General features: G+C 27.0%; 27 protein-coding genes. 25 read left to right on the top strand and 2 right to left on the bottom strand.

The window, feature by feature from the left end:
* Positions 1 to 16: 16 nt before the first annotated feature.
* The 7 genes from BDU_RS04855 (at position 17) to BDU_RS04825 (ending at position 5,995) form a co-directional block, all read left to right on the top strand.
* Entirely contained in the window at positions 17 to 235 is a 219-nt protein-coding gene (locus BDU_RS04855; protein WP_012539422.1) for a DUF1322 family protein, read from the top strand.
* 13 nt (positions 236 to 248) lie between these two features.
* The gene (locus tag BDU_RS04850; RefSeq protein WP_012539421.1) at positions 249 to 1,715 is read left to right on the top strand and encodes a hypothetical protein; all 1,467 of its coding nucleotides are present in this window, start codon (positions 249 to 251) and stop codon (positions 1,713 to 1,715) included.
* A gap of 24 nt (positions 1,716 to 1,739) precedes the next feature.
* Complete coding sequence (locus tag BDU_RS04845; protein ID WP_012539420.1) at positions 1,740 to 2,306, top strand: DUF792 family protein; 567 nt, start codon at positions 1,740 to 1,742, stop codon at positions 2,304 to 2,306.
* 44 nt (positions 2,307 to 2,350) lie between these two features.
* Positions 2,351 to 3,472 (top strand): hypothetical protein, encoded by a 1,122-nt coding sequence (locus BDU_RS04840; RefSeq protein ID WP_318250805.1) that lies wholly within the window; start codon positions 2,351 to 2,353, stop codon positions 3,470 to 3,472.
* A 129-nt stretch (positions 3,473 to 3,601) separates the two neighbouring features.
* Positions 3,602 to 4,525, top strand: a complete 924-nt coding sequence (locus BDU_RS04835; protein WP_318250804.1) for a DUF693 family protein — start codon at positions 3,602 to 3,604, stop codon at positions 4,523 to 4,525.
* Positions 4,526 to 4,558: 33 nt separating this feature from the next.
* Positions 4,559 to 5,176, top strand: a complete 618-nt coding sequence (locus tag BDU_RS04830; RefSeq protein ID WP_012539417.1) for a DUF777 family protein — start codon at positions 4,559 to 4,561, stop codon at positions 5,174 to 5,176.
* Between the two features lie 213 nt (positions 5,177 to 5,389).
* The gene (locus BDU_RS04825) at positions 5,390 to 5,995 is read left to right on the top strand and encodes a BTA121 domain-containing protein surface lipoprotein (protein WP_231439728.1); all 606 of its coding nucleotides are present in this window, start codon (positions 5,390 to 5,392) and stop codon (positions 5,993 to 5,995) included.
* A gap of 70 nt (positions 5,996 to 6,065) precedes the next feature.
* Here the strand turns inward: BDU_RS04825 and BDU_RS04820 are convergent, their stop codons facing one another.
* Together BDU_RS04820 and BDU_RS04815 are read right to left on the bottom strand one after the other, a co-directional pair.
* On the bottom strand, positions 6,066 to 6,896 hold the full coding sequence (locus tag BDU_RS04820; RefSeq protein WP_012539415.1) for a S2/P23 family protein: 831 nt from the start codon (positions 6,894 to 6,896) through the stop codon (positions 6,066 to 6,068).
* A gap of 301 nt (positions 6,897 to 7,197) precedes the next feature.
* A complete protein-coding gene (locus tag BDU_RS04815; protein WP_012539414.1) occupies positions 7,198 to 8,037 on the bottom strand; it encodes a S2/P23 family protein in 840 nt (279 codons plus the stop codon).
* A 429-nt stretch (positions 8,038 to 8,466) separates the two neighbouring features.
* Between BDU_RS04815 and thyX the strand changes: the two genes are divergently transcribed.
* From thyX to BDU_RS04730, 18 genes are all read left to right on the top strand, one after another.
* Entirely contained in the window at positions 8,467 to 9,285 is an 819-nt protein-coding gene (thyX, locus tag BDU_RS04810) for an FAD-dependent thymidylate synthase (protein WP_012539413.1), read from the top strand.
* Positions 9,286 to 9,360: 75 nt separating this feature from the next.
* Positions 9,361 to 9,726 carry a class Ib ribonucleoside-diphosphate reductase assembly flavoprotein NrdI gene (gene nrdI / locus BDU_RS04805; protein ID WP_012539292.1) on the top strand — a complete coding sequence of 122 codons (366 nt, stop codon included), beginning with the start codon at positions 9,361 to 9,363 and terminating at the stop codon, positions 9,724 to 9,726.
* Positions 9,704 to 11,773: a class 1b ribonucleoside-diphosphate reductase subunit alpha gene (gene nrdE / locus BDU_RS04800; protein ID WP_041177817.1), complete on the top strand. Its 2,070-nt coding sequence runs from the start codon at positions 9,704 to 9,706 to the stop codon at positions 11,771 to 11,773. The genes nrdI and nrdE overlap by 23 nt, the downstream gene beginning before the upstream one ends.
* Before the next feature lie 44 nt (positions 11,774 to 11,817).
* A complete protein-coding gene (nrdF, locus tag BDU_RS04795) occupies positions 11,818 to 12,783 on the top strand; it encodes a class 1b ribonucleoside-diphosphate reductase subunit beta (protein ID WP_012539290.1) in 966 nt (321 codons plus the stop codon).
* 335 nt (positions 12,784 to 13,118) lie between these two features.
* Positions 13,119 to 13,502 (top strand): hypothetical protein, encoded by a 384-nt coding sequence (locus BDU_RS08590; protein WP_318250803.1) that lies wholly within the window; start codon positions 13,119 to 13,121, stop codon positions 13,500 to 13,502.
* Between the two features lie 170 nt (positions 13,503 to 13,672).
* Entirely contained in the window at positions 13,673 to 13,807 is a 135-nt protein-coding gene (locus tag BDU_RS08585) for a hypothetical protein (protein WP_318250802.1), read from the top strand.
* Positions 13,808 to 14,137: 330 nt separating this feature from the next.
* Positions 14,138 to 14,923, top strand: coding sequence for a hypothetical protein (locus tag BDU_RS04785; RefSeq protein WP_318250801.1), 786 nt, complete (start codon positions 14,138 to 14,140; stop codon positions 14,921 to 14,923).
* Between the two features lie 149 nt (positions 14,924 to 15,072).
* Positions 15,073 to 15,792, top strand: a complete 720-nt coding sequence (locus BDU_RS04780) for a hypothetical protein (RefSeq protein WP_012539410.1) — start codon at positions 15,073 to 15,075, stop codon at positions 15,790 to 15,792.
* 197 nt (positions 15,793 to 15,989) lie between these two features.
* Positions 15,990 to 16,787: a hypothetical protein gene (locus BDU_RS04775; protein WP_318250819.1), complete on the top strand. Its 798-nt coding sequence runs from the start codon at positions 15,990 to 15,992 to the stop codon at positions 16,785 to 16,787.
* A gap of 1,096 nt (positions 16,788 to 17,883) precedes the next feature.
* Complete coding sequence (locus BDU_RS04770; RefSeq protein WP_012539408.1) at positions 17,884 to 18,780, top strand: hypothetical protein; 897 nt, start codon at positions 17,884 to 17,886, stop codon at positions 18,778 to 18,780.
* A 187-nt stretch (positions 18,781 to 18,967) separates the two neighbouring features.
* Complete coding sequence (locus tag BDU_RS04765) at positions 18,968 to 19,198, top strand: hypothetical protein (RefSeq protein WP_012539407.1); 231 nt, start codon at positions 18,968 to 18,970, stop codon at positions 19,196 to 19,198.
* A gap of 18 nt (positions 19,199 to 19,216) precedes the next feature.
* Positions 19,217 to 19,735, top strand: coding sequence for a hypothetical protein (locus BDU_RS04760; protein ID WP_041177816.1), 519 nt, complete (start codon positions 19,217 to 19,219; stop codon positions 19,733 to 19,735).
* A gap of 185 nt (positions 19,736 to 19,920) precedes the next feature.
* Positions 19,921 to 20,529 carry a hypothetical protein gene (locus BDU_RS04755; protein WP_012539280.1) on the top strand — a complete coding sequence of 203 codons (609 nt, stop codon included), beginning with the start codon at positions 19,921 to 19,923 and terminating at the stop codon, positions 20,527 to 20,529.
* 169 nt (positions 20,530 to 20,698) lie between these two features.
* Positions 20,699 to 21,304, top strand: a complete 606-nt coding sequence (locus BDU_RS04750; protein ID WP_012539405.1) for a hypothetical protein — start codon at positions 20,699 to 20,701, stop codon at positions 21,302 to 21,304.
* A gap of 123 nt (positions 21,305 to 21,427) precedes the next feature.
* Positions 21,428 to 22,321 (top strand): hypothetical protein, encoded by an 894-nt coding sequence (locus BDU_RS04745; protein ID WP_041177815.1) that lies wholly within the window; start codon positions 21,428 to 21,430, stop codon positions 22,319 to 22,321.
* Between the two features lie 93 nt (positions 22,322 to 22,414).
* The gene (locus tag BDU_RS04740) at positions 22,415 to 23,209 is read left to right on the top strand and encodes a hypothetical protein (RefSeq protein WP_318250800.1); all 795 of its coding nucleotides are present in this window, start codon (positions 22,415 to 22,417) and stop codon (positions 23,207 to 23,209) included.
* Between the two features lie 418 nt (positions 23,210 to 23,627).
* Positions 23,628 to 24,608 carry a hypothetical protein gene (locus tag BDU_RS04735; protein WP_318250799.1) on the top strand — a complete coding sequence of 327 codons (981 nt, stop codon included), beginning with the start codon at positions 23,628 to 23,630 and terminating at the stop codon, positions 24,606 to 24,608.
* Between the two features lie 233 nt (positions 24,609 to 24,841).
* Positions 24,842 to 25,582 carry a hypothetical protein gene (locus BDU_RS04730; RefSeq protein WP_012539401.1) on the top strand — a complete coding sequence of 247 codons (741 nt, stop codon included), beginning with the start codon at positions 24,842 to 24,844 and terminating at the stop codon, positions 25,580 to 25,582.
* The last annotated feature ends 24 nt before the right edge of the window (positions 25,583 to 25,606 follow it).

Below are 25,606 nucleotides of genomic sequence, written 5' to 3'. Positions count from 1 at the left end.
AATTTAAGGAAAATTTATGAATCGCAGTGAAATTTTAAATGAATATTTAAATTATTTAAAGTATTTAAGAAGTGAAACTTGTAAGTATTATTTCCCCGTTTTAATGGAGGTTTGTACATTTAATGATGTTAAGAAGTTTAAATATGATGAACTTATGGAAATTAACAAAATTGCTAATTTTAAACTTAAGAAAGAAGTGTATGAAAAATTTTTGGTTTCAAAGTTATTAGGTTAATGGGAGATTTTTTATGGGTTTGGGCATTGATGCTACAAAGAAAGATTTAACCTATCTTTCTAATTTTAATATTGAGTTAGATGAATATTTGAAATCAAAATTTAAATCAAAGTTTATGGGTAGTAATGATTTTTTTAAAAAACAAATAGCTTCTCTTTTTTCTATATCTAACTCTAATGATTTTAAATCTAAAGATTTTGGTAAAGTCTTTGCCAAAGATTTTAGTGATGATTTTATAAGTTATTTGCCCAAATTATCAAAATCTAAATTACCAAATATTGATTTTGACTTAATTGAATCACCAAAATCTATGAAAAATTTAAATTTTAAAGATTTAAGTATGAAACCTTTTAGGTCTAGAGAAAAGAATGACAATCAAGAAAATAATTTTAATTTAATTAAACCTTTAGTTTCAAATTCTTTTTTAATACCTTTATTACCTATGGAGTCTAATAACTTATATGATAATTTGCCACGCTTAAATTCAAATTTAGATTTGGTTTCAAATGCAAATATAAAATCAAATATGTTATATTCAGATATTTTTAAATATTTAAATGTAAATGCAGCTTCTAAGCCACGTTTAAATATGCTTCCTGGTGATTTTGATTTTAAAACCAAAGGTGATTCTGTATTGGGAATTAATGATGTGACTTATAACAAATCTGAAACTCAAAAAATTAAAAGCATGCTTGCAAGTACGGGTAAATTTGATACTCAGGTGGATATTAATGATTTTATTCGCAAAACGGCTGGTTTTAAATCTCTATTGTTTAATGATCAACAGAAAAGTGTAACAGATATACCCAAAATGTTTTTTGAAATGGTTAATTTGGCAAGTAATTTTAAGGGTAAACAGAAACCAAATGATAATGATGATGCTGTTTCTGTTGTTTATAAATTATTTAATGATGATATTTTGTCTTCTCTTAAGAATCAATTAACAAAAAGTTTTGCTACTATTAAAGAAAAGAGAACAGATTATATCAAAGGTTCTCTTGGTAATTCTCTTGGAGTACCTTTGGGAGGTTCAGCTTCAGATCTTTTTTCTACTTTGATGTCACAATTTGGTACGAAGTTAGATGTAATGTTAAAAGATTTCAATTTAAAGAAAATTATTGGTTGGAATAGTGATGAAGAGAAATCTGAAGATGCAGAGCAAGATGTAGTGGATAAAACCAGTTTAAAAATAGAACCAGAAGCTAATTTGGGAACCAATTTAGACTTGGATAGTTTAAAATTTAATGATGTTTGTAATGATTTAAATGTGATTTTAATAGAAATTAGAGATTCAATAAAGCAGGTTTGTGGTATGGATTTTGAGAGGAATGTTTTAGATCCTTTAAGTGTTTATTTTAATAATGTTGAGAATGCTATTAATGCTTTGTCGGATGCAATAACTCGTAATTCTCAAGGTGGGTCTTTTGGGAGTAATATAAATGATAGTAAGATTGGTAATGCAATCTCGCGTATTCCTTAAAATTTTATTTATGAGGATATTTATATGTTAGATAAGAAAAATGTAACATCAATGATTTTGGATATTGTAAATCATATTTTAAGTCTCTCAGCCTCATCTAATTTTATTGTCCTTTTTCCTCGTCCCGATTTTAAGGGATTTGTGTATGTGCCACAGTTGTTTTTTATATTTCCAAAATCAAAACCAACCGAGGAGAGTTTTAGCAATGCCAGTAGTGAGCAGGGAACTGTTAATGTTAATTTAAAGGAAGGTAAAATTTTAAGTTATAATGTTGTGTCAAATCCAGAGATAATTAATGTTTCTAATGGAATTTTGTCTTCCATACATGATAAGTTTTTGATCGAACATTTAAAAAAAACATCTTATGCAAATAGTGTTTTAGAGTTTAATGTTAATTTTGTTAAAGTGCACTTTAGAGAACGATTTAAGATGGGTTCTTATTATTCTGTTTATGGTCCTATGATTGGATTTCATGAATTGGCTATTATTAATTCTTTAAAATTTAGAGATGCTGCATTTATTGAAGAGATTAATGTTAGTTTGCAAATTAAAATATTAAAAACTTTTAATATTTCTACTTATAAAGGTTAAAATATAATTATATAATATAATTATATTTATTTAGGAGAATGTTTATGGTTAAAGTTCGGTATATTGTATTTTTATTCATTTTATTTTCAAATCTTAATTCAGTTGCAAGTCCATCATCACCTTTAGTTAGACCTTTTGATTTTGGTAGTTGGAATTTTGAACGAGATATTGAGGAAGCTTATGAGGCAAGTTATGAAGTTGTAGATGGTATTTTGGTAAATGTTGATGATCCAAATAAAAATGTTAAATCAAAGCATATTTTATCTAGAATATCAGAGCTTGAAGGTTATTATAAATGTCTTGTAAATGTGATACGAGATAATATTTTTTTACAAGTAGAAGATGAGTTTTTAAGAGAATATGGTCAATATTTTGATGATGATGTTTTTACAGAAACTGATAATAGATTTAAGCAATTGATAGAAATTCCTATGGAAGATACATTTGGGATGTATAGACATAGAGTTTTAACTTTTAGCAATAAAACTTGGATTAAAAATCCAGACTATACCAAGTTATTTATTAAATTGCAACTTAAAGAGATTGAGTTTGTTGAAGATTATATTAAACAAAGACTTGGTATTAAATTGGGTGCAAATGGTCAGAAGGTAAATCATCAATTAAATGATCAAAGATATGGTAATAATTCTATGGAAAATGAATATGATGATGCTTCGCAGGAAAGAAGAGGTGCGGTAGTGCCAGGTTATGATCGTGGAAGTCGTCCTGTAAGTAGAGGACAAAGACCAAATTATGATCGTGCAAGTCGTCCTGTAAGTAGAGGACAAAGACCAAATTATGATCGTGAAAATTATTCTGCAAATAAGGACCAGAGACCAAATTATGATCGTGAGAATTACTCTGCAAATAGAAGTCAAAGACCAAATTATGATCGTGAAAGTCGTGTGCAACAATCTGTTCCAAGACAAGAAATGCCAAGATCTGTTGTTTCAAGACAGTCAAGTGGAAGGCCAAATGTTTCAGGGTCAAAAGTTGTAAAACCAAGTAGTATTAAGAGAGGCAACCTTAGACCAAGTAGCATAAGACCTAGTCTTAGGAGACCTGGTAGTGATATTAGACCAAATTTTGTAAGACCTATTGTAAGGCCACTTGGTGAGAAACCTGTGACTTATAAGAGAGGCAGTAAAGATAGTGGTGATGAGTAATTGCAATTTGGCGATTGATTTGGATGTTGAATTTTTTAGTTAAATTTAATTTTTAAATTTTGTAGGTCTTTGTAAGTATTGATTTAATTGGAGATTAATTATAGGTTGTAATTGATAATTTTGGTTGCAATGATAAGGAATTGTATGTTGTTATTTCAGTATGACTTTAAAATAGAATTTTATGATGATGTTGCATTTAGAGATCAAAGACCTAAATTGGTAGTAGAAACAAAAAATGGAGTGCCTGTTGTTAATATTGTAATTAGTAATGAATATTCTTGTGTAGGTTCTTTGCAGTGGAAAAAAGCACAAATTAGATTGTTTAATGTACCTTTGAATTTTAGCAAATCTTTAGGACAGGGAGATATTGTTAGAATATATTATAAGAAATTTGCTAGTGATGATGATTTAGGTTATAAATTTATTATTTCTGGGTATTTGGGTGCTCCTGTTGATTTTGAGTGTCAGAATGGCGATTTTATTTCTCAATATGAAGTTTATCTTTTATCTCAAGATACGTTTTTCAATAAAAAACTTGATATTAAAGATTATACTGGTAAATCTCTTAAAGATGCAATTAATTTGGCATGTCCAGGGCAAGCAATTATTTATATGAGTGAACAAGATAGGGAGAGTATCATATATCAGAGTTTTTATGCCTCTACTTTAAGAGAATTTATAGAAAGACTTATTGGGAAATATGTTCAATTAATTTTTGTTGATATTGGGGATTTAGATTATAAAGTTGATACTAAATTTGTATTTATTAATTTTAATGGATTTAGCAGTAATCAAAATTATAACAAACTTGAAAATTTTGTACCTCTCTCTAGTCCTCAAAGAGAGGTTAGGTTTGTGGGTAAATCTACTATTAATTTTTGGGATGCTATACTTCTCTTTACAGATAAAATTAAGGTAGGAGATCCGTTTCAGTTTATTGATAGGTATGGAAATATTGTTAAGACTGTTGTTCACAGAACCAGTGCTGAGTTAAATAATGTAGGTAAGTGTGTATTAAGGTTAAGTCTTTATGACGAATCTAATGTTTTATAAGTATTTGTAATTTATATTTTATAGGTAGGATTTATGCAAAGCAATTATGAAATTTCAAGAAGACTTGGAAATTTGAGTGAAGGTTTGGCATTTGAGGATGCTAAGAGATATTTGCAAGATAATGTATTTATCTGTAGGATTGGAATTGTTAAGAAATTTGATTTTGAAAAACAAGAGGGAATTGTTGTAATTGAAGAATATGAAGATTTAAATATTATAAGTCGTAATATTTCAAATTTAAAACTTGAGCTTGTAGAAGGTGATAGGGTGGTTTTGCTTCAAAGCAGCATAAATATTTTTAATGAGAGTGATAATAATTATTTTGATAAGCATTATTTTTATATTTTAAATGCTCTAACTCTTAGAAATGTGGGAATAAGTGTAGAGAAATTTAAAATTGATACAAAGGAACTTGATGTTACTAGTGAGGATTCTTCTTTGAATTTAAAGAATATAACTTGTGATGGCGAACATTCCAAAATTTCTCTTAAGTCTTTGGTTATTGAAGCTGGTAATATTGAACTTAAAGGTAATGTGTATATTAATGGCAGATTGTTTGAAAGCCATACACATTCTTCTGGAACCATAACTTATATAAATGCCAGTGGAGCTCCTACTCTTGCAAGTGGCAGTACTGCGGGTGTATCTTGAGTATTATAGATAGTATTTAATTAGGTATTATATTGTATTATTTTCTTTCCTGAATTTAATTTGTAGTCAAAGTTATCTAAAATTAAGTCTTTTTATTGTCAGTTTACATATTTATACATTATATATTGAAGTTTAATTAATTAATTTTATTAATTTTTGTTTAAATAAATATTAATGAGATATCTTTTTCAATTAGAAGGAGATATTAAAAATATGAAAGTTCTTGGTAATTTGCTCTTGTTTTTTGTTTTATTTTTTTGTTGTAAGGATGAAAAGTATTCTGGTAATTTTGATTTAGTTTATGATTCTGATGATGTTGCTTTTCGTGATATTATTGATAGTGATTTTGATATTGGTGTTAATTTTGATAATGTTTCGTTAGAAAAGTTAATTTCAGATTTTGACTTATCAAATGAAGAAAAGCAGGCAGTTAGATTTTTAAGGAGTGCATTAACAGATTCTACTATTTTGGACGATATGTCTCATATACGTACTTATAGTGATGATGAGTTTTATGAATTTTTAGTTATTCTTAATGCTGATAAGGTAAAAGAGGCAGTTGCTGATATAGTTTTGACATTAAAAGTTAGAGATGAAATACTTGATGCTATATATGAATTTGCAGATGGTAATCCTAGAAAAGATACATTTGAAATACAACTTAATGTAAAAGAAAAAGAATATCTAAAAACTTTAAAAGTTGCTTGTTGTGGTGATAGTGGTTATAATGGGGCTTATTTGGCGCTTAAATTGGCCAATCATGCAGGGATATTTGCGTCATTAAAGAGGCAGGTGTATGATGTTTTGCATTCGTATTAGTTTGGATATTTCATTTTAAAGTTTTTAAAAACTGTTGATATTTAAAATCTGATCATTAGGAATGATCAGATTAATCAACAGGTGCCCTAAATTGATTATTTGCCTCTTTTATGTCAGGATGCTTTTTTATAACTAATTTTAAAAATTCGTTAAACATTATGCTGTCTAAAAGTATTGATTGAGTTGTTGTTTTGTGATCAAGTGTGTCTTTAATGGTTATTTCTGCTTCCATAAAGCTCCAATTACCATTTTTATACTGACTTTTAAATGCATTTATTAAGTCTTTTCCACCTTCTGGGTAGAGCATATTTATTGTTCCATAAAGATATGCTTTTTTATAACCTTGGGCTTTAACTGCTTTATTTACTTGATCAGCTACCCGATTTCTAAGATTTTGCATGGAACCTTTTTCAAAATCCAGATTTAAATTTGGGCGACATTTTAATTTAAATGAAATTATTTCAATGTAGTCAACCAGGCTTGCAAATAATATTAAAGGCATAACATATTTGGTGTATTCATCATGGCTTTTAATTGGTGCTACTATATATGTGTAATGCAATTTACCTTGCAATAGTTTTGATTCTTTTTGTGTATCTGTTTCAATAATTTTTTGAAAATTGTTTTTTATCCAAGTAATTTTGCAATTGTTTGAAGAAAAAGGCCACCACGAATGAGGTGTTACTTGTAAACATACATCTAAGCTTCCTTCTTCTATTTGTAATTGTTCTGATTGATATTTAGTTATATCGTTGTCAGGGTCTATGTTTCCTGGAGTTCTCTTGTGTTTAAATTTGTTATATGTAGGCTGAATAAATCGTTTATGTTGTTTTTCTAAGTTGTGGTTTTGTTGGACACTGCATGATACGATGGCTAATAATGCTATTATGATTCTTATCACTTTTTACCCCCTTTAATTGTTTGGTTTTTTAAATTTTGTATTTGATACAGTGGTTTTTTTAATTAGTATAATATAAATTATATCAATAAAAATTTTTTTCATTGTTTAAGTATATTAAATATTATGAATTGAAATATAAATTAAGGGTCATTATCAAAATGATACTTTAAAAAAATGTTGAGAATTGTGTATCTAGGGTTATTTGCTTTTGTTTGAGGTTGTTTAATAAGTCTGAGTAATTCTACAATTAATATAAGAATTACTGAAATCTTAAGTATTAATTGTAGAATTTTTTATATTTTTAATTGTTAATGGGAACTTGGAATTTGGTATTTGCAGTAGTTGTGCCTTTATGTTTATTTATTACTGTTTTTATAAATTCATTAAATAATTTCCCATCAAGCAGTATATTATGTGTTGATTCTTGATTGTTTGTCTTGTCTTTTACTTTAATTTCTGCCTTCATGAAATCCCATTTTCCGTTTTTGTATAGAGATTTAAAAGCAGATATCAATTCTTCCCCACCATTTGGACTTATTGCGTTTAGTATTCCATAAGGGTATACATTTTTATATCCCTCTTCAGATGATTTTTCTACCTTTGGTATTCCTTGAATCCAACCACCAAGAACACCCTTATTATTAAAGTCTAGGTTTTTATGGTCTGTTAAATTAAATGATGTAACTTCAATGTTTTCGTCCATACTTTCAAATAGGATTAAAGGCATAACGTAATTGCTGTAATTATTATTGTATTTGATGGGCGATACTGAATATGAATACCTAAGTTTGTCTTTAAGCGCTGCTATTACCTTTTTATCCTGGTCAACAATTTCTTTGGCTTTAATTTTCATCCAAGTAATATAACATTTAGGTTTTGGGCAACTACACCATAACCAACAGCTTATGCACATGCATTGTTCTTTTTGCCCTTCAATCACTTCAAATGTGGTTTGTTCTTCTTCTTCTTCAACATTTTCTTTTTGTAAATCTTTTAATTTATTATGATTGTATTTACTTATAATATTACTTAATGCTTGATCAAGTTGAACTTTTGAGTAATCTATTTGATCATCTAAAAAACAAGATGCCATAGATAGTATTATTATAAATAAAGCTAATAAAATAATTATTTTTTTCAATTTTTAATCCTCCCAAAAGTTGCATTGTATCATAAAAATATGTTTTTATAGCAATTTTATTATTTTTAAATTTAATTTATATTTTATATGTTATTATTTTCAAGTTTATTCTTGTCTTAATTGTGTATAAATTAAATATGCATTTTTGGGCAAAATAGCTTGTTTAATATTGAATAGTTTTGTGTTAACATTTATTTATTAATTTTTACTTTGATTGTAGTGATTAAGTTTTTTATAAATCGTTAAGGTGTTTGGGGTGTATTGTGGTATTTAAAGGTAAGATAAACTTATTGTGTGATGGGTGATTCGTAAGGTGTTTGTAGAGTCATTGATTAGTTTTTTTATATTTTGATGTTTGTTTTTGTGGCTTTGATACGCAGACGATAATTTGTTTTTTGAAAAAAATTTTTAATTAAGTAGGATGGTTTTATGCATGATCATGTAGATGCAGCAGAAGAAATATTGGACAGAGAATATAAAGTATTAGATAAAGGGTTCTTGAGACTTATTGATTATATGGGCAGTGATGAGAGAATAGTTAATTCTGCTAGAGTTTCTTATAGAGATTCTAAAGCAAAAAGAGATAGTGCTGCTCTTATTGACTATTTAATCAGGAATGAGCATACAAGTCCTTTTGAGCAAGTGGTTTTTACTTTTCATGTTAAGGCTCCAATATTTGTTGCAAGACAGTGGATGAGACATAGAACTTCAAGAATTAATGAAGTCTCAGGACGTTATAGTCTTATGAGAGAAGAGTTTTATGTGCCTTTAAGAGAAGATATTAAGACACAAAGTTTGATAAATAAACAGGGTAGATCGGATGAGGAGATTGACATTGATGTTGCTATATCTTTTTTAGATGGTCTTGATGAGAGTTATAAAAATGCTTATAAAATTTATGATGATATGATTAAAAAAGATGTCTCCAGGGAGCTTGCAAGAATAACTTTGCCTTTAAGTTTATATACCGAATGGTATTGGCAGATTGATCTTAATAATTTATTTCGTTTCATTAAACTAAGATCATCAGGTCATGCACAAAAAGAGATAAGAGAATATTCTAATGTTTTATTGGATATTGTTAATTTGGTGGTACCATTAGCAACTAGTAGTTTTAAAAAGCATATTTTAGAAGGTGTAATGCTTTCAAGTGAAGAGGTATGTGAGATTAGAAAGGCATTAGATTTAACAAAACTTAATTTATCACAAAAAAGTTTAGATAGGTTAAAAGAAAAACTTAATTTATAGTTAATTTGGTTATAATATTTATGAATTATTTTTTTATCAATATTGTAATCTTTACAAAGAGGTGAGTATATTTTAGTGGTTTATGCTTCAAAAACAGGGAACATAGGGCGTTTTATCTCAAAGACAGGACTTGGTAATATTTTTCGTATTGTTACAGGTGATGAGATTGTTGAGGAACCTTATGTTTTGCTTACTTATACTATTGCATTTGGAAAAGTGCCATCTGAAGTTGATAAATTTTTAGAGCATAATTTTAAATTGATGATTGGTGTTGCTGGTAGTGGAAATAAAAATTGGGGTGATTCATTTTGCAATGCTGTTAATTTAATAAAAGATAAATATGGTGTTCCTGAAATATTGAAATTTGAGTTATCTGGAACATCACATGATGTTAAGAATTTTATGGAAAGGATTAGTGATGAGACACTTAGAGTTAAATAATGAGATGATGGTTTTAAGAGACGGGTTTTATAGGTTAGAGAAAGATCTTGAGGCTTTGAGTGTTTTTTTGGAAGAAATTAAAAGTAAATCTTTAAAATTTGAAAATCCAAATGAAAGAATGCATTATTTGATTGATAACAATTTATATGAAGATTTTTATCAAAAATATTCTGAAGATCAAATACTTGAAATATATAAAGCTGTTGAGGGAGAGGAATTTAAATTTAAGTCTTATATGAGTGCTTCAAAATTTTATAAGGATTATGCACTTAAAGTAAAAGATACTTATTTTGAGTCTTATGAAGATAGAATTATTGCAGTTAGTTTGTTTCTTGCTGATGGATGTTTTGATTTTGCATTGAGACTTGCTTTAGATATGATAAAGCAGCGATATCAGCCTGCAACTCCCACTTTTTTAAATGCTGGTAAGTATGTTAGAGGTGAACTTGTATCTTGTTTTTTATTAGAGGTGGGTGATTCATTAAATAGCATTACTTTTAATATTTCTTCTGCTATGCAGCTTTCTAAAATTGGTGGAGGTGTTGCTTTAAATCTTTCAAATATTAGAGCTAGGGGTGAAGAGATACGGGGAATTTGTAATGTTGCAAAAGGTGTTATTCCCGTTATGAAGCTTTTAGAAGATGGGTTTAATTATGCAGATCAGATGGGGCAGAGAAAGGGTGCTGGTGCTGTATATTTAAATATTTTTCATTATGATATAGAAGATTTTTTGGATACAAAAAAGATTAATGCTGATGAGAAGAGTCGTGTTCAGACATTGTCATTGGGAGTAATAATTCCAGATAAATTTTTTGAACTTGCAAAGCAAGATAAAAATTATTATGCATTAGCCCCATATTCAGTTTATAAAGAGACTGGGCTTATGATGAATGATATTGATTTTGATAAAGATTATGATTTACTTGCAAGTAATCCTCGTATTATAAAAAAAGAAATATCGGCTAGAGATATGCTTGTTCGTATTGCAAAGCTTCAGTTTGAATCAGGATACCCTTATATTATGTATCAAACTTCATGTAATTTAAATCATCCATTAAAAGAAGTTGGACGTGTTAAGATGTCTAATCTTTGTACAGAAATTTTTCAGATTCAAACACCTTCTGTTATTGGCAATTATGGTGAGGGCGATGTTATTGGATATGATGTTAGTTGTATTTTGGGTTCATTAAATATTGTTAATGTCATTAATAGTGATTTTGAATTTACTGTTGACTTGGCTATGAGAGCTTTGACATCTGTTGTTGACAAGTCTTGTATTAATAATGCTCCAAGTGTACGTAAAGCTAATGATGATTATCGTGCTGTTGGTCTTGGTGTTATGAATTTGCATGGTTTTTTAATTAAAAATAAAATTCCTTATGAGAGTGATGAGGCTTTGGATTTTGTTCGCACATTTTTTATGTTGTTAAATTTTTATTCTCTAAAGAGCAGCATGAATATAGCAAAAGAGAGAAATTCTGTTTTTAAAGATTTTAAGCAGAGTGAATATTATAATGGTAATTATTTTAATATGTATCTTAATGAAGATTTCTCTCCAAGAAGTGAAGTTGTAAGGGAAATATTTAGCTGTCTTCAAATTCCTTCTAAGAGTGATTGGAACAATCTGAAAGGAGATATTCAACGATATGGACTTTACCATGCTTATAGACTAGCTGTAGCTCCAACTCAGAGTATATCTTATATTCAGAATGCGACAACATCTCTTATGCCTATTGTTGAGCCTGTTGAGGCTAGAGTTTATGGAAATTCTACAACTTATTATCCAATGCCATATCTTAGCAGAGAAAATGCTATTTTCTTTAAGTCTGCATATTATATGGATATGAGAAAATTGATTGATCTTGTAAGTGAAGCACAAAGACATGTTGATCAAGGAATTAGTACTTTGCTTTATGTTACAAATGAAACTAGTACTAGAGAACTTGTAAAACTTTATATTTATGCAAAGAATAAGGGGCTTAAAAGCTTGTATTATACACGTAATAAAAATCTCTCAGTAGATGAGTGTATTCTTTGTGCAATATAGATGTTTAACTTTTTAAGTGTACTTTAAGTTGAGGAGTATTATTAATGAGAAAAAATAGAGAAGCCATCAATTGGAATAGGCTTAATAATGGCTATACTAAGATGTTTTGGGATCAAAATATAAGACAATTTTGGGTAGATGAGGAGATTCCAATTTCTGATGATAAGTTGGTTTGGAATACATTGTCTGTTGATGAGAGAGATGTTTATGAGAAGGTTTTAGGTGGACTTACATTATTAGACACAGAACAAGGTTCTGTTGGTATGCCACGTATAGCTTTAGCTATAGATAATCTAGATTATAAGCCAATTCTTGGATTTATGGGTGCTATGGAGCATATGCATGCTAAGAGCTATAGTAGCATTTTCTCAAGTCTTTCTAATATCGATCGCATAGATTATATATTTGATTGGGTTAAAACTTATAGAAATTATCAAGAAAAGTTAGAATTGATTTTGGGTAAATATAATAACATACACGATAGAATGAGTTTATATCAAGCATTGTGTACTTCCGTATTTCTTGAGACATTTTTATTTTATTCAGGCTTTTTTTATCCATTGTATCTTGCAGGACAAGGTAAGATGGTTAATAGTGGTGAGATTATTAATTTAATATTGCGTGATGAATCTGTTCATGGTGTATTTGTGGGTCTTTTGGCTCAAGAAGAATTTGATAAAATGACAATGAAAGAACAAGAGCTTGCATATAAAGAAATGTTATTAATTTTAGAAAAACTTTATTCTCTTGAGAGAGAATATACTAAAGAGCTTTATTCTTGTGTGGGGCTTGAATCTGCTGTTGATGTTTTTGTGAGGTATAATGCTGATAAAGCATTGATGAATTTGGGTTTTGATACTAAATTTAATATTAAAGATACTGATGTTAATCCTTTAGTTTTAAATGGTCTTAGAACTGATACTAAAACTCATGATTTTTTCTCTACTAAAGGTAATGGTTATATAAAGCCTATGCGTGTTGAGCCTTTGCATGATGATGATTTTATGTGAATATTTTGATGATTATAATTGATTGTTTATATAAATTTATATAAACAATTGTTTATTTTTTTTTAAAATTTTTTAATTTATTTTATTTTTTTCAATTTGTTTGGTAATTTTTTTATTTTTTCGTTATTAAAAATTTCTTTAAAATATTGCTTTTTTGAAGTTTTATTAATATGTTAAAAAATAATAGCATTATATTTTATTTTTTAATAATATTTTTAAATTAAATTGATTTATCAATATAATTTTATTATATAATAATAGATATTAATATTGAATAATATTTTAAGTAATATTAATGTTTGTATTTTAATTGATCTTGGGGAAGGGGGATTTTTTTGAAAAGAATGGCTTTAATGTTTAGTATGTGTGTTATGTCCCTTATTTTTGTTATCTTAGCTTGTGATCCAATGGTGTTTATTAAAGAGATGGAGTCAAGGGATAGGGCTTATGCAATTTTGAGAGACACTGTACTAACATATAAAAAAAGAGTTATTAGTTTATTTGATGATTTTCAAAAATTAGGTTATGAATTTAATATTCCTTTTGAGAAATTTATTCCAGTTTTTTCTCTTCCGGATTCTCGCAATAATGTTTATGCTGCTTTTGAGTATGATGTTGCATCTCTAGAAAGATTGGTCAAGATTTGTGAAAAGTTTGATATCACTTCTGATATGATGGATGCAGATACAAACTTATTTATGATTTATTATATCTTTTAAAAGAGATTGCAGAGCCAATTGATGAAATTATTAATGTACATCTGCGAGATGAACATTTAAGTAGAATTAGCACCACTAGGAGTGCAAGTTCTATTTCTGTAATTACCGTTGCTTTACGAGATTCAATAACTAAGGAGAGAGAACTTGTATTTAAGATTAAGGAACGAATATTGGCAATAGATCCAGCTGGTATAAAGCAAGTGATTGTGATACAGATAAGGGATATTCTTGGTGATGGAAATATTAATGCAAATATTCGCTTTATAAAAGAAATGGCTAGAAGAATTTCAAGGGCAGTTAGATGATTTTAATTTGATTATTAAGAAAATCTAACTCTTTGATGTTTTATAAAGTCCTTTCAAGCACATTAGTGTTTGATTGAAGTACTTTGTCCTTTACTTTGTTGTTCTCCTTTAGTTTATATATGCCTAGAAGAAGCATACTAAAATTTGTATCTTTTAGGTATTTTTTTAGGCATATTTTTTCCAAAATTTACATTCTAATTTTTTTCAAGTTTTTTGTTTAGAGATATTGCAAAAATGTAATTTTTATTGTATAAAATATATTATCAAAATATAATGATTCTTATTTGAGATTCAGGGATTTTGAGAAATTTTTAAAAGGTGAGAAATTATATGAGAAAAAGTAATTTTATATTTTATGTGTTGTTGTTTGGTGTTACGTCTTGTAATTTAGATTCTAAAGTTGATTTAAGTCAGCTACAGGCTTCTTTGAAAACTTTAATTCCTCAAGATGCTAGTTTTGTTGAGGATGGTAAAAATTTAAGTGATTTTAAGGTTTTATTACAAGAATATAAAGATAAAGTTAAGGATGCAAAAGATAATTTTGAAAAATCTGGGCATAAATTTGATTTTTGTAATAAAGTAGTTGAAGGTTTAGAGATAGAAAATGAGTTTAATGAAGATTATGTTTATGAGGCAGTGGGTTATAATGTTGATGTTTTAAAACATATAGATGCTATTGTAAAGAAGTTTGATGCAAAAGTTGTTCCTAAGGAAGATGTTGTTCAGAATAATGATAAAGATGCTGATAAAGATGATAAGGGTGATGATAAAAAGTATTTACTATCTGTTTATTTGTTATTAGATAACCTAAATTCAGATGCAAGATTTTTGAGTGATTTTGTAAAGCAAAATTTTAGTGATGAGAATTTAGATAAACTTGCAAAAATAGAGGATGTTGAGAAATTTACTTCTTCTTTAAGGGAATTTTTAGATTCAAAAGAAAAACTAATGTTTGCTAACAATAAGGTTATATTAGAGATTGATTTAAATGGCAATAATGATGAAATTTTAGATCAATTGAATAAGATTAATGAGAAAAATTTTGTTGATAAAAATGAAGTTGAACGTTCTTTAAATAATGGAACATATATTAACGATGTCGTAAAAAATTTATAGATTAAAGGACCTTTATGGTCCTTTAATTGTTATTAAAAGGTATAAGTGTATGTGTAAATACAGTTTTGAATTGGGTAATGTGTATTTTATTAAATATTTCTTTGTTTGTTTGATGCATATAACTTGAATTTTGGGAAAGGAGAATATTTATGAGAATAGTTTTTATTTTGTGTGTGCTTTTTAGCATACTTTCTTGCTATTCGGGGGATTTTGGACAAGTTGAGACTTTAACAAAGTTTGAAGTTGTCTTGAGAGAGCCTCTCTATAGTCAGTTGTCAGAAAAAGTGGCTAAGTATAAAATGTCGTTATCTGATAAAGAGATTAAGTTTCAAAAGGCTGCTTATCAATTTAATATTCCTTTTTTTAAAGTATCTGCAGCTTTTGATAGTGAAAATGGAGATGTACAAGATAGTATTTATGCAAGCCTTGGGTATGATTTTGATACTATTAAGATATTAGAAATGTTATTTGGTAAATTGCTATTAGAAGATCCTCCTGCTGAGAATGAGGATACTGCTGTTGCTATTTATTTGTTGGCGCTCTTAAGGGATGCTACAGATTCAGTTAAAGTAATATTAAATGAGTATTTAAATAAAGCATTTTTTGTAAGACTTGGAAGGAGCAAAAAGGGGATAAATATTGTTTCTAAGATTGAATTACTCTTAGATAATATGATGAGGATGAGAAAGGATGTGATTTTAAAGATTATGAAAGCGATGAAAAAGATTCAATCAGAAATAAATAATGATCCAGATATACTAAGTAGACTTAGTGATATTTTTGATGAAAATAGAGATATTAAACGATCAGTTAATCTGATCAGTAATATATCTAAGCAAATTGAAATATTATCTAGTCAATTTGCTTAAATTGAGTTTTGATATTAATAATATTTAATTTTAAATATTAATTTAATCATATTTATATAATTATATTGATTAATATAATAGTTGTGTTATAATTTCTAATTGTCGAATTTCAATAATTCTTGAAATTTCAAAAGGTTGGTTAATAGAATATTGATTTTTTTAATTATTTTAAATAAAGGAGATATAGCGTGCAAAAAATGGGATTTAATATTTTTAATATTGTTGTTGCTGTCGGTTTGATATCTTGTAATCATTCAGGTAAGACTGGTCTTGCAGAAGGAGGAGGGAGATATAGTTCTGATTGCAAGAGCGGTTTTCCTTTGAATGAATTGTTTGGATCTGTTCATGGTGCAGGGTCTAAGAAAGGTTTTTCTGGAATATCAGATATATTATTGATATTAGAAAATTATAAAATGGATGATAGAAATCGTAAATTAAATTTGAAGAGGCTAGTTAAAAATATAGATGTTTTTAAGTTTCCTTTTCATAAAATGTCTTTGTTAAAAGATAGTATAGCTACACGTGATAATGTTATTGCTTCCTTGCAATATAAACGTAAACTTTTATATTCCTTGATAGATATATTAAAGATGTTAAATTTAGATGATTCTAGTTCGAATGAAGCAATGCTTGCAAACAACTTTGTATTGCTTTTAGAGAAAGTATCAGATCTGACTTTGCAATTGATTTATGAAGATTTTAATGGAGCTTGCTTAGACAGACTTAAGAATTCTACAGACCGAGAATTAGTTTTTGTTATTTATAAGCGTTTAATGAGTATTATGAAAATAAGAAAACTGCTTTTAAATTCATTTGAATTTATTATTAATGATCTTGTAGAAAATATGGATAGTCTTAAAGCTAAGTCTGTAGATAAAGAATATGTTTTAAATACATTTAATAAACTTGTTGGGAATGATAATGTACTTTTGAGTGTTTTTGAAGGCATGCAAGATCGTGTACAAAATCTTAGAAGTTTGTTAAAGGCCCTTTAAGTATTAATTGAAATAGATAGAAATAGAGACTTGTTAAGTCTTTATTTCTCATTTGTATTTTATATTTAACTGTTTTTGAGTGTTGTAGTTTTGCATGTATAATTGCTCTTGTGGTTTTAGGAAAGGAGATAGCATAGAAAATTAAAAATACAATTATTATAAATATAATCTTAGTTTGTTGTTTAGTATAAATAATCTATATTCTCTTTTGTGTTTTACAATGCAGCTTACTTTAACTTATGTTATTGTGGTTGCATTTTTTATATATGTATTGTTTATTTTGGTTTTGTTTTGAGATAGATGTTTGTTTATTAAATTATAATTTTCTTAAATTAATTTTATTATTTGTATATAAGCATTATTTATTAGTATAATTATTGTTAATAGAAATAAACATTAATTTTTTATACAAGGAGGTATATTTAAAAAGTCATATTTTAATGCCTTTGTTATTTGATTGATCGTATTGATGAATGATTTGTAATCATTTAGTTACAAGTGGTCAATAAGAAACAATAATTGGTTTTGATTCAATTAGATGGTTTTTAAAAGCAAAATAGCATGTGGGGATGTTTGTTTTTGCTTAAGAGGCAAGTTATAAATTTAGGTGACTTAATTTTTAAATAAAATACTTTTGTTAGTAAATAGTTAGTCATATATCGAAATATTATTCAAAATTTTTTATAACTTGATGAATATTTAGCAATATTAAATAATTTCTTAAATATAAACCTTATTAATTAATTCAACTTGATTTTTGATTTCTCTTTTACATGATAGAAAATGTTATAAAGTTTTTTGTGGTAATGGTTGTTGGGTTATTAAAAAATGTTTAGATAAAAAATTGACGATTTGCAAATAAAGAATGGAGAAATTTATTTTAATAGTAGATAGAAGTTTTTTATTTTTCTTTTGGTTGTTCTTTATTTAGTTTAGAAATTGTATTAATATTTTTGCATTTAAAATATTACTTAAAAATAAATATTTTTAAGTAATCATATTTAAATATATGATGGGTAAATATTGATTTGCATGCATGGAGTACAAAATAAAGCTTGTGTAATAAATTTATTTTTAATTTTTTAGAGGAGAATGTATGAAAAATTTTAGCATGACATTGGTATGTGTATTATGTTTATTATTGATTTTGTTCATAATGTTTGGTTGGGATTCAGGAGTTAAGTATCATTCAGAATTTCAAAGAGAATTAGAACGTTCAGGAATACGTCCCCTAAATCCAGGTGAGATAAAAGATTCATCTATAGAAGATAAAATTTCAAAGTATGAGCGATCAACTGTGCAAGATAATAGCGATGAGACTTTGGATGATGAAAATTTGTTGTCGGAAGTGCCAGATTCTCATAAAACCAGAGAACAAGCTTATGATGAACTTGAAAATAAAGTTAGAGAGTTTAAGAATGAGTTTTTAGATAGAAGTTTACGTTTTGCTAGTGGTAAGCATCAATTTAGTATGCCTTTTTTTGAACGATTTGCTAAATTTGATGGTGATGATAAAAAGGATATCGTTTATTCATCTTTGGGGTATGATGTTGATGTTATTAGAAAATTAGAAACATTGATAAATAAGGTAGATCCAAATGTTCCATCTTATTTAAGTCGACTAGATAAGGGAATTGCTTCTGGATTATTGGATGTTTTATATAATGTTACTTATTATGTTAGAGAAGTTGTGATAAATAATCATTTAAATTTGTTTAATTTAGGTAATATTAAGACTAGTAGTTTAATAACAGCAGATGATATTGCTTCTATTAATGTTCTTATTGATACGTTAATGCATCTGAGGAGAAATTTAACATTGAAATTGGGTAGATATATTGTATTAGCAGAATCAAAAACAGATAAATTGGAAATGGAAGCTGTACTGAGAAAAATTATTGAGCAAAATGGGGATATTAGGAGATTGATTGCAAAAATAATGTTTATTTCACAATCAATTGGAAATTTGGTTAATGTGCAAACTAATCCGTAATATTTTAATAATTTCAGTATTCTAAGAAAAAGTTATGGAGTATTTACTTTAAATGCAGCATCTTGTATAGGAATTGTGGTTTTGTTATTATGATTTAATTTTTACTTGAGTTAAATATATTAGTTGTAGTAGTATTATCTTATTTAACTTTTATGTAAGTGTTGCTTTATTGTAAAAAGGGGAATATATGAAGAGAGTTATTATGGTATTTTTAAGGGTGAATATTGTATTTTTGCTTTTAATGATATTCATATCTTGTGTATCAGAATATTCGGGATTCTTAGATCCAGACGCAAGAAAAGTTTATAAGGCTTTTAAAAATAAGGTTGAGGATTGTAAAATAACATTTTTATCGAGATCTGATACTCTTCTCAATTTTATTGATTCAAAAATTTCTTTTTTTACTGGTGATAAATAAGCTTATTCAGATAAATTGTTGTACTTTAATGAAGATACTACCAAACGTGTTATTATTGCTACATTGGGAGATGATTTGGGAGTTGTTAAAAGACTTATAGATATATTATCCACATTAGATTTACGTTTTAATAAGGATGTTGGTAATTTAAATGATAATGATGTTAATGTTGCTATTAGGTTTTTAAAAGAATTGGAAAATGTTACAAAATACGGAATTATATTATTAAATAGGCATTTAAACAATGAGAATCTGGCTAAAATTAAAGACTATTTTAAGTTTGAAGAAGGTTTAGTGACTTTTATTGATAATATTATGTTTCATTTAGATTACTTTATGAAGGCAAGGGAAGAGTTAATCTCAGATATTAAGCATTTTGTTAATGAGGCAGCTGCAAGAAGAGGTGATAAATTGATGATGATAAATTATTTAGAGAGTTTAATTGATGATGGTATTTTGTCAAATAGAATTTTGATTGGCATTGTAGATAATGTGTTTAAAATTGAAGATAAACTGAATGAAATATTTAAATCATAATTTTAATTTGAAAAATTTCATTTTTTAAAGTCAATTTCATTTTATGTTTAATATAAGCTAAAGAGTAAAATTTTTTTCAATAAATTAGTGATATTGTTATTATATTATATTGTTTTTATAATGTGATTGGTAGTATAATGTATGCGTTCTAATAATAGATAGCTTGCACAAAGGAGTATAAATATATGGATTTAAGGGAGCAAAATTTTGATGAGCTTAAAGAAATATTGATTGGTTTTAGAGAAGAACTTGAAAATGAGCGTTATGCATTTATTTCTAAACAGTCTCAATTGGATATTAATTTTAAGGGGGTATTAGATGATATTATTTATTATCAATCAGATAGAGATAAAATTTATACTATGTTAGGATATGATGTTGAAATTATTGGTAGATTAGGTTTGATTTTTAGTAAATTGAATTTTAAGCATGTTTATGATAGAGACACAAGACTTGTGATGAATTTATTAAATGGTTTAATGCGGGTCGCACATTCAATTCAGACTCTCTTTAAAGATATTTTTAATCAAACAAAATTGGATTTGCTCCAGTTAAGAGATAATGAGGATATTAAAAAAATTGTTATTTATCTAGAACAGTTTATAGAAATAATAAAAGATTTGATGTTGCAAGTTAAGGCTATCATTGTATCTGTTGCATCAAAAATTAATGAAGATAGCATATTAAAAGAGTTGAGTAGAGTGGTTGCTAAGTTAGATTCAAAATTTAATAAAGGTGTTCGTAATATTCATTATCTTTTATTTGATATTATAGAGTTAGTTGATTTTTTGTAAAAGTAGTAAATTATTAAATAATATTGTGTTTTTTTGTTTTGAATATGAAATTAAAAAATTTTAAATAATAGTTATTTATTAATTCATCTTAATTAATTGATGTTTATGTATGTATACTGTAAATAGTGTGTATTTATATTGGTAAATAGTGTTATAAAAGGAGTAATATATGGATGAAATGAAATCTTCTTTTGGTATTTTGAGTAACTTATTGATGAAATTTAAGCAAGAGCTTGAAAGTAAGCGAGTTGCATTTTTTTCCAAAGAAGAGAGGATAAGTATTAATTTTAAAGGGATTTTAAATGACATTTATTATCCTTCAGATTTGGATGAGGTTTATGAAGCATTAAGATATGATATTGAGATTATTCTTAGTTTGGGTAGAGTATTTCAAATGTTGAATTTTAAGAATATGGGAGATAGAGATACAAGAATTGTTACTAATTTGCTAAATGGTTTAATGTACGTTGCTCATTCAATTCAAATTTTCTTTGAAGATGTTTTAAATAAAGCTAAATTAGAAATGCTTAAATTTAGAGATGAAGATGATCTTGAAAAAATTACTAAGTATTTAGTTCAATTTATAGATGCTGTTAAAGATTTAATGTCTAAGTTTAGAGATGTTATTGTTGTTGTTGCATCAAAGACCAATGAGGATGATATATTAAATGAACTACAGAAAGTTATAGCTAGTTCAGATTCAAATTTTAATAAGGAAATGCGCAATATCCATTATATTTTATTTGATATTATAGAGTTGGTTGATCTTTTATAATTGGTTTGATGTTATAAATTTAGGTATTTCTAATCTATATATTTATATATATAGTAATTTGACATATCGTTATAGAGTATATTACTATTTGTTAAAATATTGATAATATTAGGGGAGAAATTTATGATAAGGTTTTTTATTGTCTTATGTGTGTTAAATTTTGTGTTAGGATGCAGATCTGATGCTGTTTTGAATGATGGAGAGAAGATTAATAATGATAAATTCGCATTTTCAACATTTGAATTGATTCCATTTTTTAGAAGTTCAGTAAGTAGAGCTTATAATGATTTAGAATCTTTAGTTTCTTTTTTTAAATTGTTGATTGATTATGAATATAGAAATAGTGGTTTGAGTAAGAGTTCTATTTCTGTTATTAATCAATATAGCAAGGATATTGTTAAAGAGTTGTCATGTTATGGTAAGATGTCAGCTCTTCAAAAGGGAAATTTGGAATTTGATACTTATTGTGATGGAGTTAATAAGAGTCGCAATATTTATATGGTTTTAGGATATGATCTTGATTGCATTAATGCATTAAGAGAGATACTCAATACATTAAATGTGGGATTAACTTTTATTGATATACCGCTTTCAGAGAGAAATATAGATAAGGTGGATGTAAGAATTGCATCTCTTTTATTATTTAATTTAGAGCAACTTGCATATCATATTAATTTTGTTGTTAATCTCTTTAGTGATGAAGTATTAGAAAAAATTAAGATGAGTAATGAGATTACAGTGGAAAATGTTTCGAGTATCACCAATTTATTATTATTGTTTATGCAATTAAGAGATGAATTGATATCGGATTTTAAAAATGTTATAAATAGTGCGGCAAACTTAAAACGTTACAGAAGGTTAATGGAGGCGGAACTTGGTAAGATTATTAGAGATGGAGGGATTCAGAAGAAAATTGCTGATAGTTCTGATTTTGCAAAAACTATTCAAGAATTAGTTATTGAAATCGTAAAGGATTTGCCCAAGGTAGATATGTATATAAATGCAAGGAGAATATGATTGTTTATGCAAATATAATTATATTTTTTGAATATTATTGTTGAAATTTGTGTATATATGTTTATATATTTATATATGAAAAAGGGAATATTTATGAGAAGAATTAATATTATATTATGTATATTGTTCATCTTATCTTGTAGTGAAAAGAATGTTGATAAGTCAAGTGAAAATGTGAATGATGCAGATGATAAAGATGTGTGTTCTAATTTATCATTTATAAGGCTTGTAGTCATTGATCCTCGTTATGTGACTTTTTATAAGATTCATAGGTTAGTCAAAGAGTATAGAGATAAACTTAATGGTAGGACATTTAAATTAAAAGAGGGTGAGTCTAAGCCTGAGTTTAAGTTTCCCTTATCAAAGATATTTCCAGTTTATAGTGATGCAAATTTTATTTTTGAAAGCTTAAACTATAATGTTAAAGCTATTTATGGTTTGGAATATATGTTTCATACATTAATATTACCGACTTATAGTAGTATTTTGGGAGATGCATCGCGTTTTTCTATTTTTTTATCTTATTTAGACGAAAATTCAAAAGTTTTAAAAAGGCTTGTTAATGATGATTTTAATGATGAAACTTTAGAGCGACTTAAGACTACTAAGACAGATAAAGAACTTGCTTTAATTTATTATTATTTAGTTGATTTTATAAAGAAAAAAGCAAGTTTGGATCAGGATCTTGAAGCCATATTAATTAAATTGGTAGCTGAAGGAGCTGATAGAGAGACTATGTTAAAGGTTTTTAATAATAGTATTGTGAATGTTTTTTTAAAATTTCCTGACGGTGAATTAACGATAGGTCTATCAAATACTAGACTTATTAGAGATTTTGAGGACCTAAAAAGTGGACCATTAACCATAATTAAATGTTTGATTAAATAAATGTGATTTATTCTTTACTACAGGTATTGTCTTTAATTATCAAACTTATTTAATAACATTTGAAATTTTATAATAATAAGTAATTTTTAAGTATTTTTACATGAGAGAGACTATTTTTTGTTTACATGTTGGTTAATATTTGAGTTTTTATTTGTCTTAGTGTTATTAACTTGGAGTGATTTTGATTCATTTGATAAGAATGTTTTAAAGTTGTGATGTGATTTATAACATCTTCTTGAATAAATATAATTATATTATATAATAATAAGTATTAAATTGTATTGGTATTATTAAATATTGAATTTAAAGATATACAATCTTAAGGAAGGAGAAGCATATGAAAATATTAGGTTTGATATTTTATTTGTTGTGTGTAATGAATATGATTTCTTGTAGATATTGGTCTTTAGAGGAGAGAATGGATAAAGATTTTAACCAAAAAGATGAGGTTGGTGGTACACGTAATTTAAAAAAAGTGGATAAATTAAACCAGTCAGAAGTGACAAATCTGTCATTTATAAGTTCAGATTTATGGGATGAAATTTTTAATCATCCGGAAGATAGTGTTAAGAGTAGTGATGATGGGGAGCAAATAGTATTTCCAGAAAATGAATTTGATTTTCAGTTAGATATAGAAAAACAACAAAGGATAGATGATTTTCAAACTAATGATGCTAGAGAGGGTGTTAATGGTGGAGATGAAATTGATAAAGATAATTTAGAGAAGACAGATAGGGTTGATGGAAATAAAATTTTGGAAGAAAGGGAAGTTGAATTTAGAGATAATTTTGAGAATGATGATAGCGATTTGGGTGGTGAGGGAAAAGTTTATGATTCTCTTTTGGAGAAGGTACAAACTTACAAGGCAAAGTTTTTAAATGAACGTGATCAGTTTTATTTAACTAAATTATTTTCTAATATTCCTTTTGATAAAATCTCTTCAGATTTTAGTTTTGAGGAGGAACAGGATAAAGTTTATGCAGGATTAGGATATAATGTTGGTCTTATTGCAAGGTTGGGTAACTTATTTGATAAGTTATTGTTAACAAATATTTCTAATGGAATTTTAGAGGTCTTTGATGATGTGTTATCAGTTTTAAGTGAACTATCACAATATCCCAAAGATTCTTTAGAGCTTTTAAATGAAGAAATTCTAGCAAATATTAGAGAACGAGATATTGACATTAAGCGTATTAGTGATGCTTTGGATAATATTGTTCAATTAAAAGAAGAACTTGTTGAGGATATTAGGGATAATATAGAATCATTGGGCTCTATTGATGATGAGAGTGAGATAATATCTTTATTACAAAAGGATTTTGGTGAGGGTAAATATAAGATGAAAATTAGTGTTTTAAGAGAGTTTGCTATGCTAATTTCAAATTTGGTTATAAATTAAACATTAAATGGGCTTATAAGCTCATTTAATGTTTTTGTTTGTTTTATTATTTAAGGAATGTTAAAAATTTTCTTTAGTTTTTTACATTAAAAGTGAATAGTATTCCTTGAATTGTGATGAAATTATGCATGGACTGAGTTGTTGCAATATTGTTTTATATATAAATATATATTGTGTATTTTATTATATTGATTACTATATAGTATATTAATTGTAATAGGGAGAAGAGACTTATGAAATTATTTGGTTTATTGACAGGTACTTTGGTTTATAGTGTGGGAAGTATTGCAAAAAATCGACCTGTTAGAAAGGTATTTGATTTAAAACGTAATACAAGTAGTGGTAATGTACGTGTACAAGGGTCTTTTAATATTAGTGATAAAGAGCAGGTTTTTTATACTCTAAAGACAAGAGTGATTGCTTATAGAGAAGAAATTAATGGTTTATATTCTCAATTTAATTCAGGTAAATTTTTGTTAAATATTCCTTTTAAGAAAATCTCATCAGATTTTGCCGATTCAGATAAGCAGTATAAAATTTATTCTAGTTTGGGATACGATATGGAGGTTATTAAACAATTAGGAAATGTATTAAATAAGCTTGATTTTAATAGTCCTCATTTCATTAATATTGATGCTGATGTTGCTTATAAATTATTAAAATTTTTAAATAATATTACAGATTATGCTAAGACACTTGTTAATTATTATTTGAGTGATGAAACTTTACTTCATATTAAATCTAGCAAAGATAAATTGCGCATTACTGAGATTTATAATCATTTGGAGGACTTTATTACTTTAAGAGAAAATTGTATGTCTAAAATCAAGTTACAAATAGCATACTTAGAATCAAAAATTACTAGAGAGTCCGTATTGACAGGGATAAAGGAAATGGTTGCTTATGAGGGTGAAATTGGGCAAGATATAAATTTAATGAGCACAATTGCAATTACGATTTGGAGTCTTAGTTAAAAGTTGATTTATTGGTGTTAAAAA

Origin of the sequence: Borrelia duttonii Ly (genome assembly GCF_000019685.1) — a bacterium.
Taxonomy (GTDB): Bacteria; Spirochaetota; Spirochaetia; order Borreliales; family Borreliaceae; genus Borrelia; species Borrelia duttonii.
The sequence above is the reverse complement of the archived record's forward strand: the minus strand, read 5'-3'. Positions and strand labels throughout refer to the sequence as shown.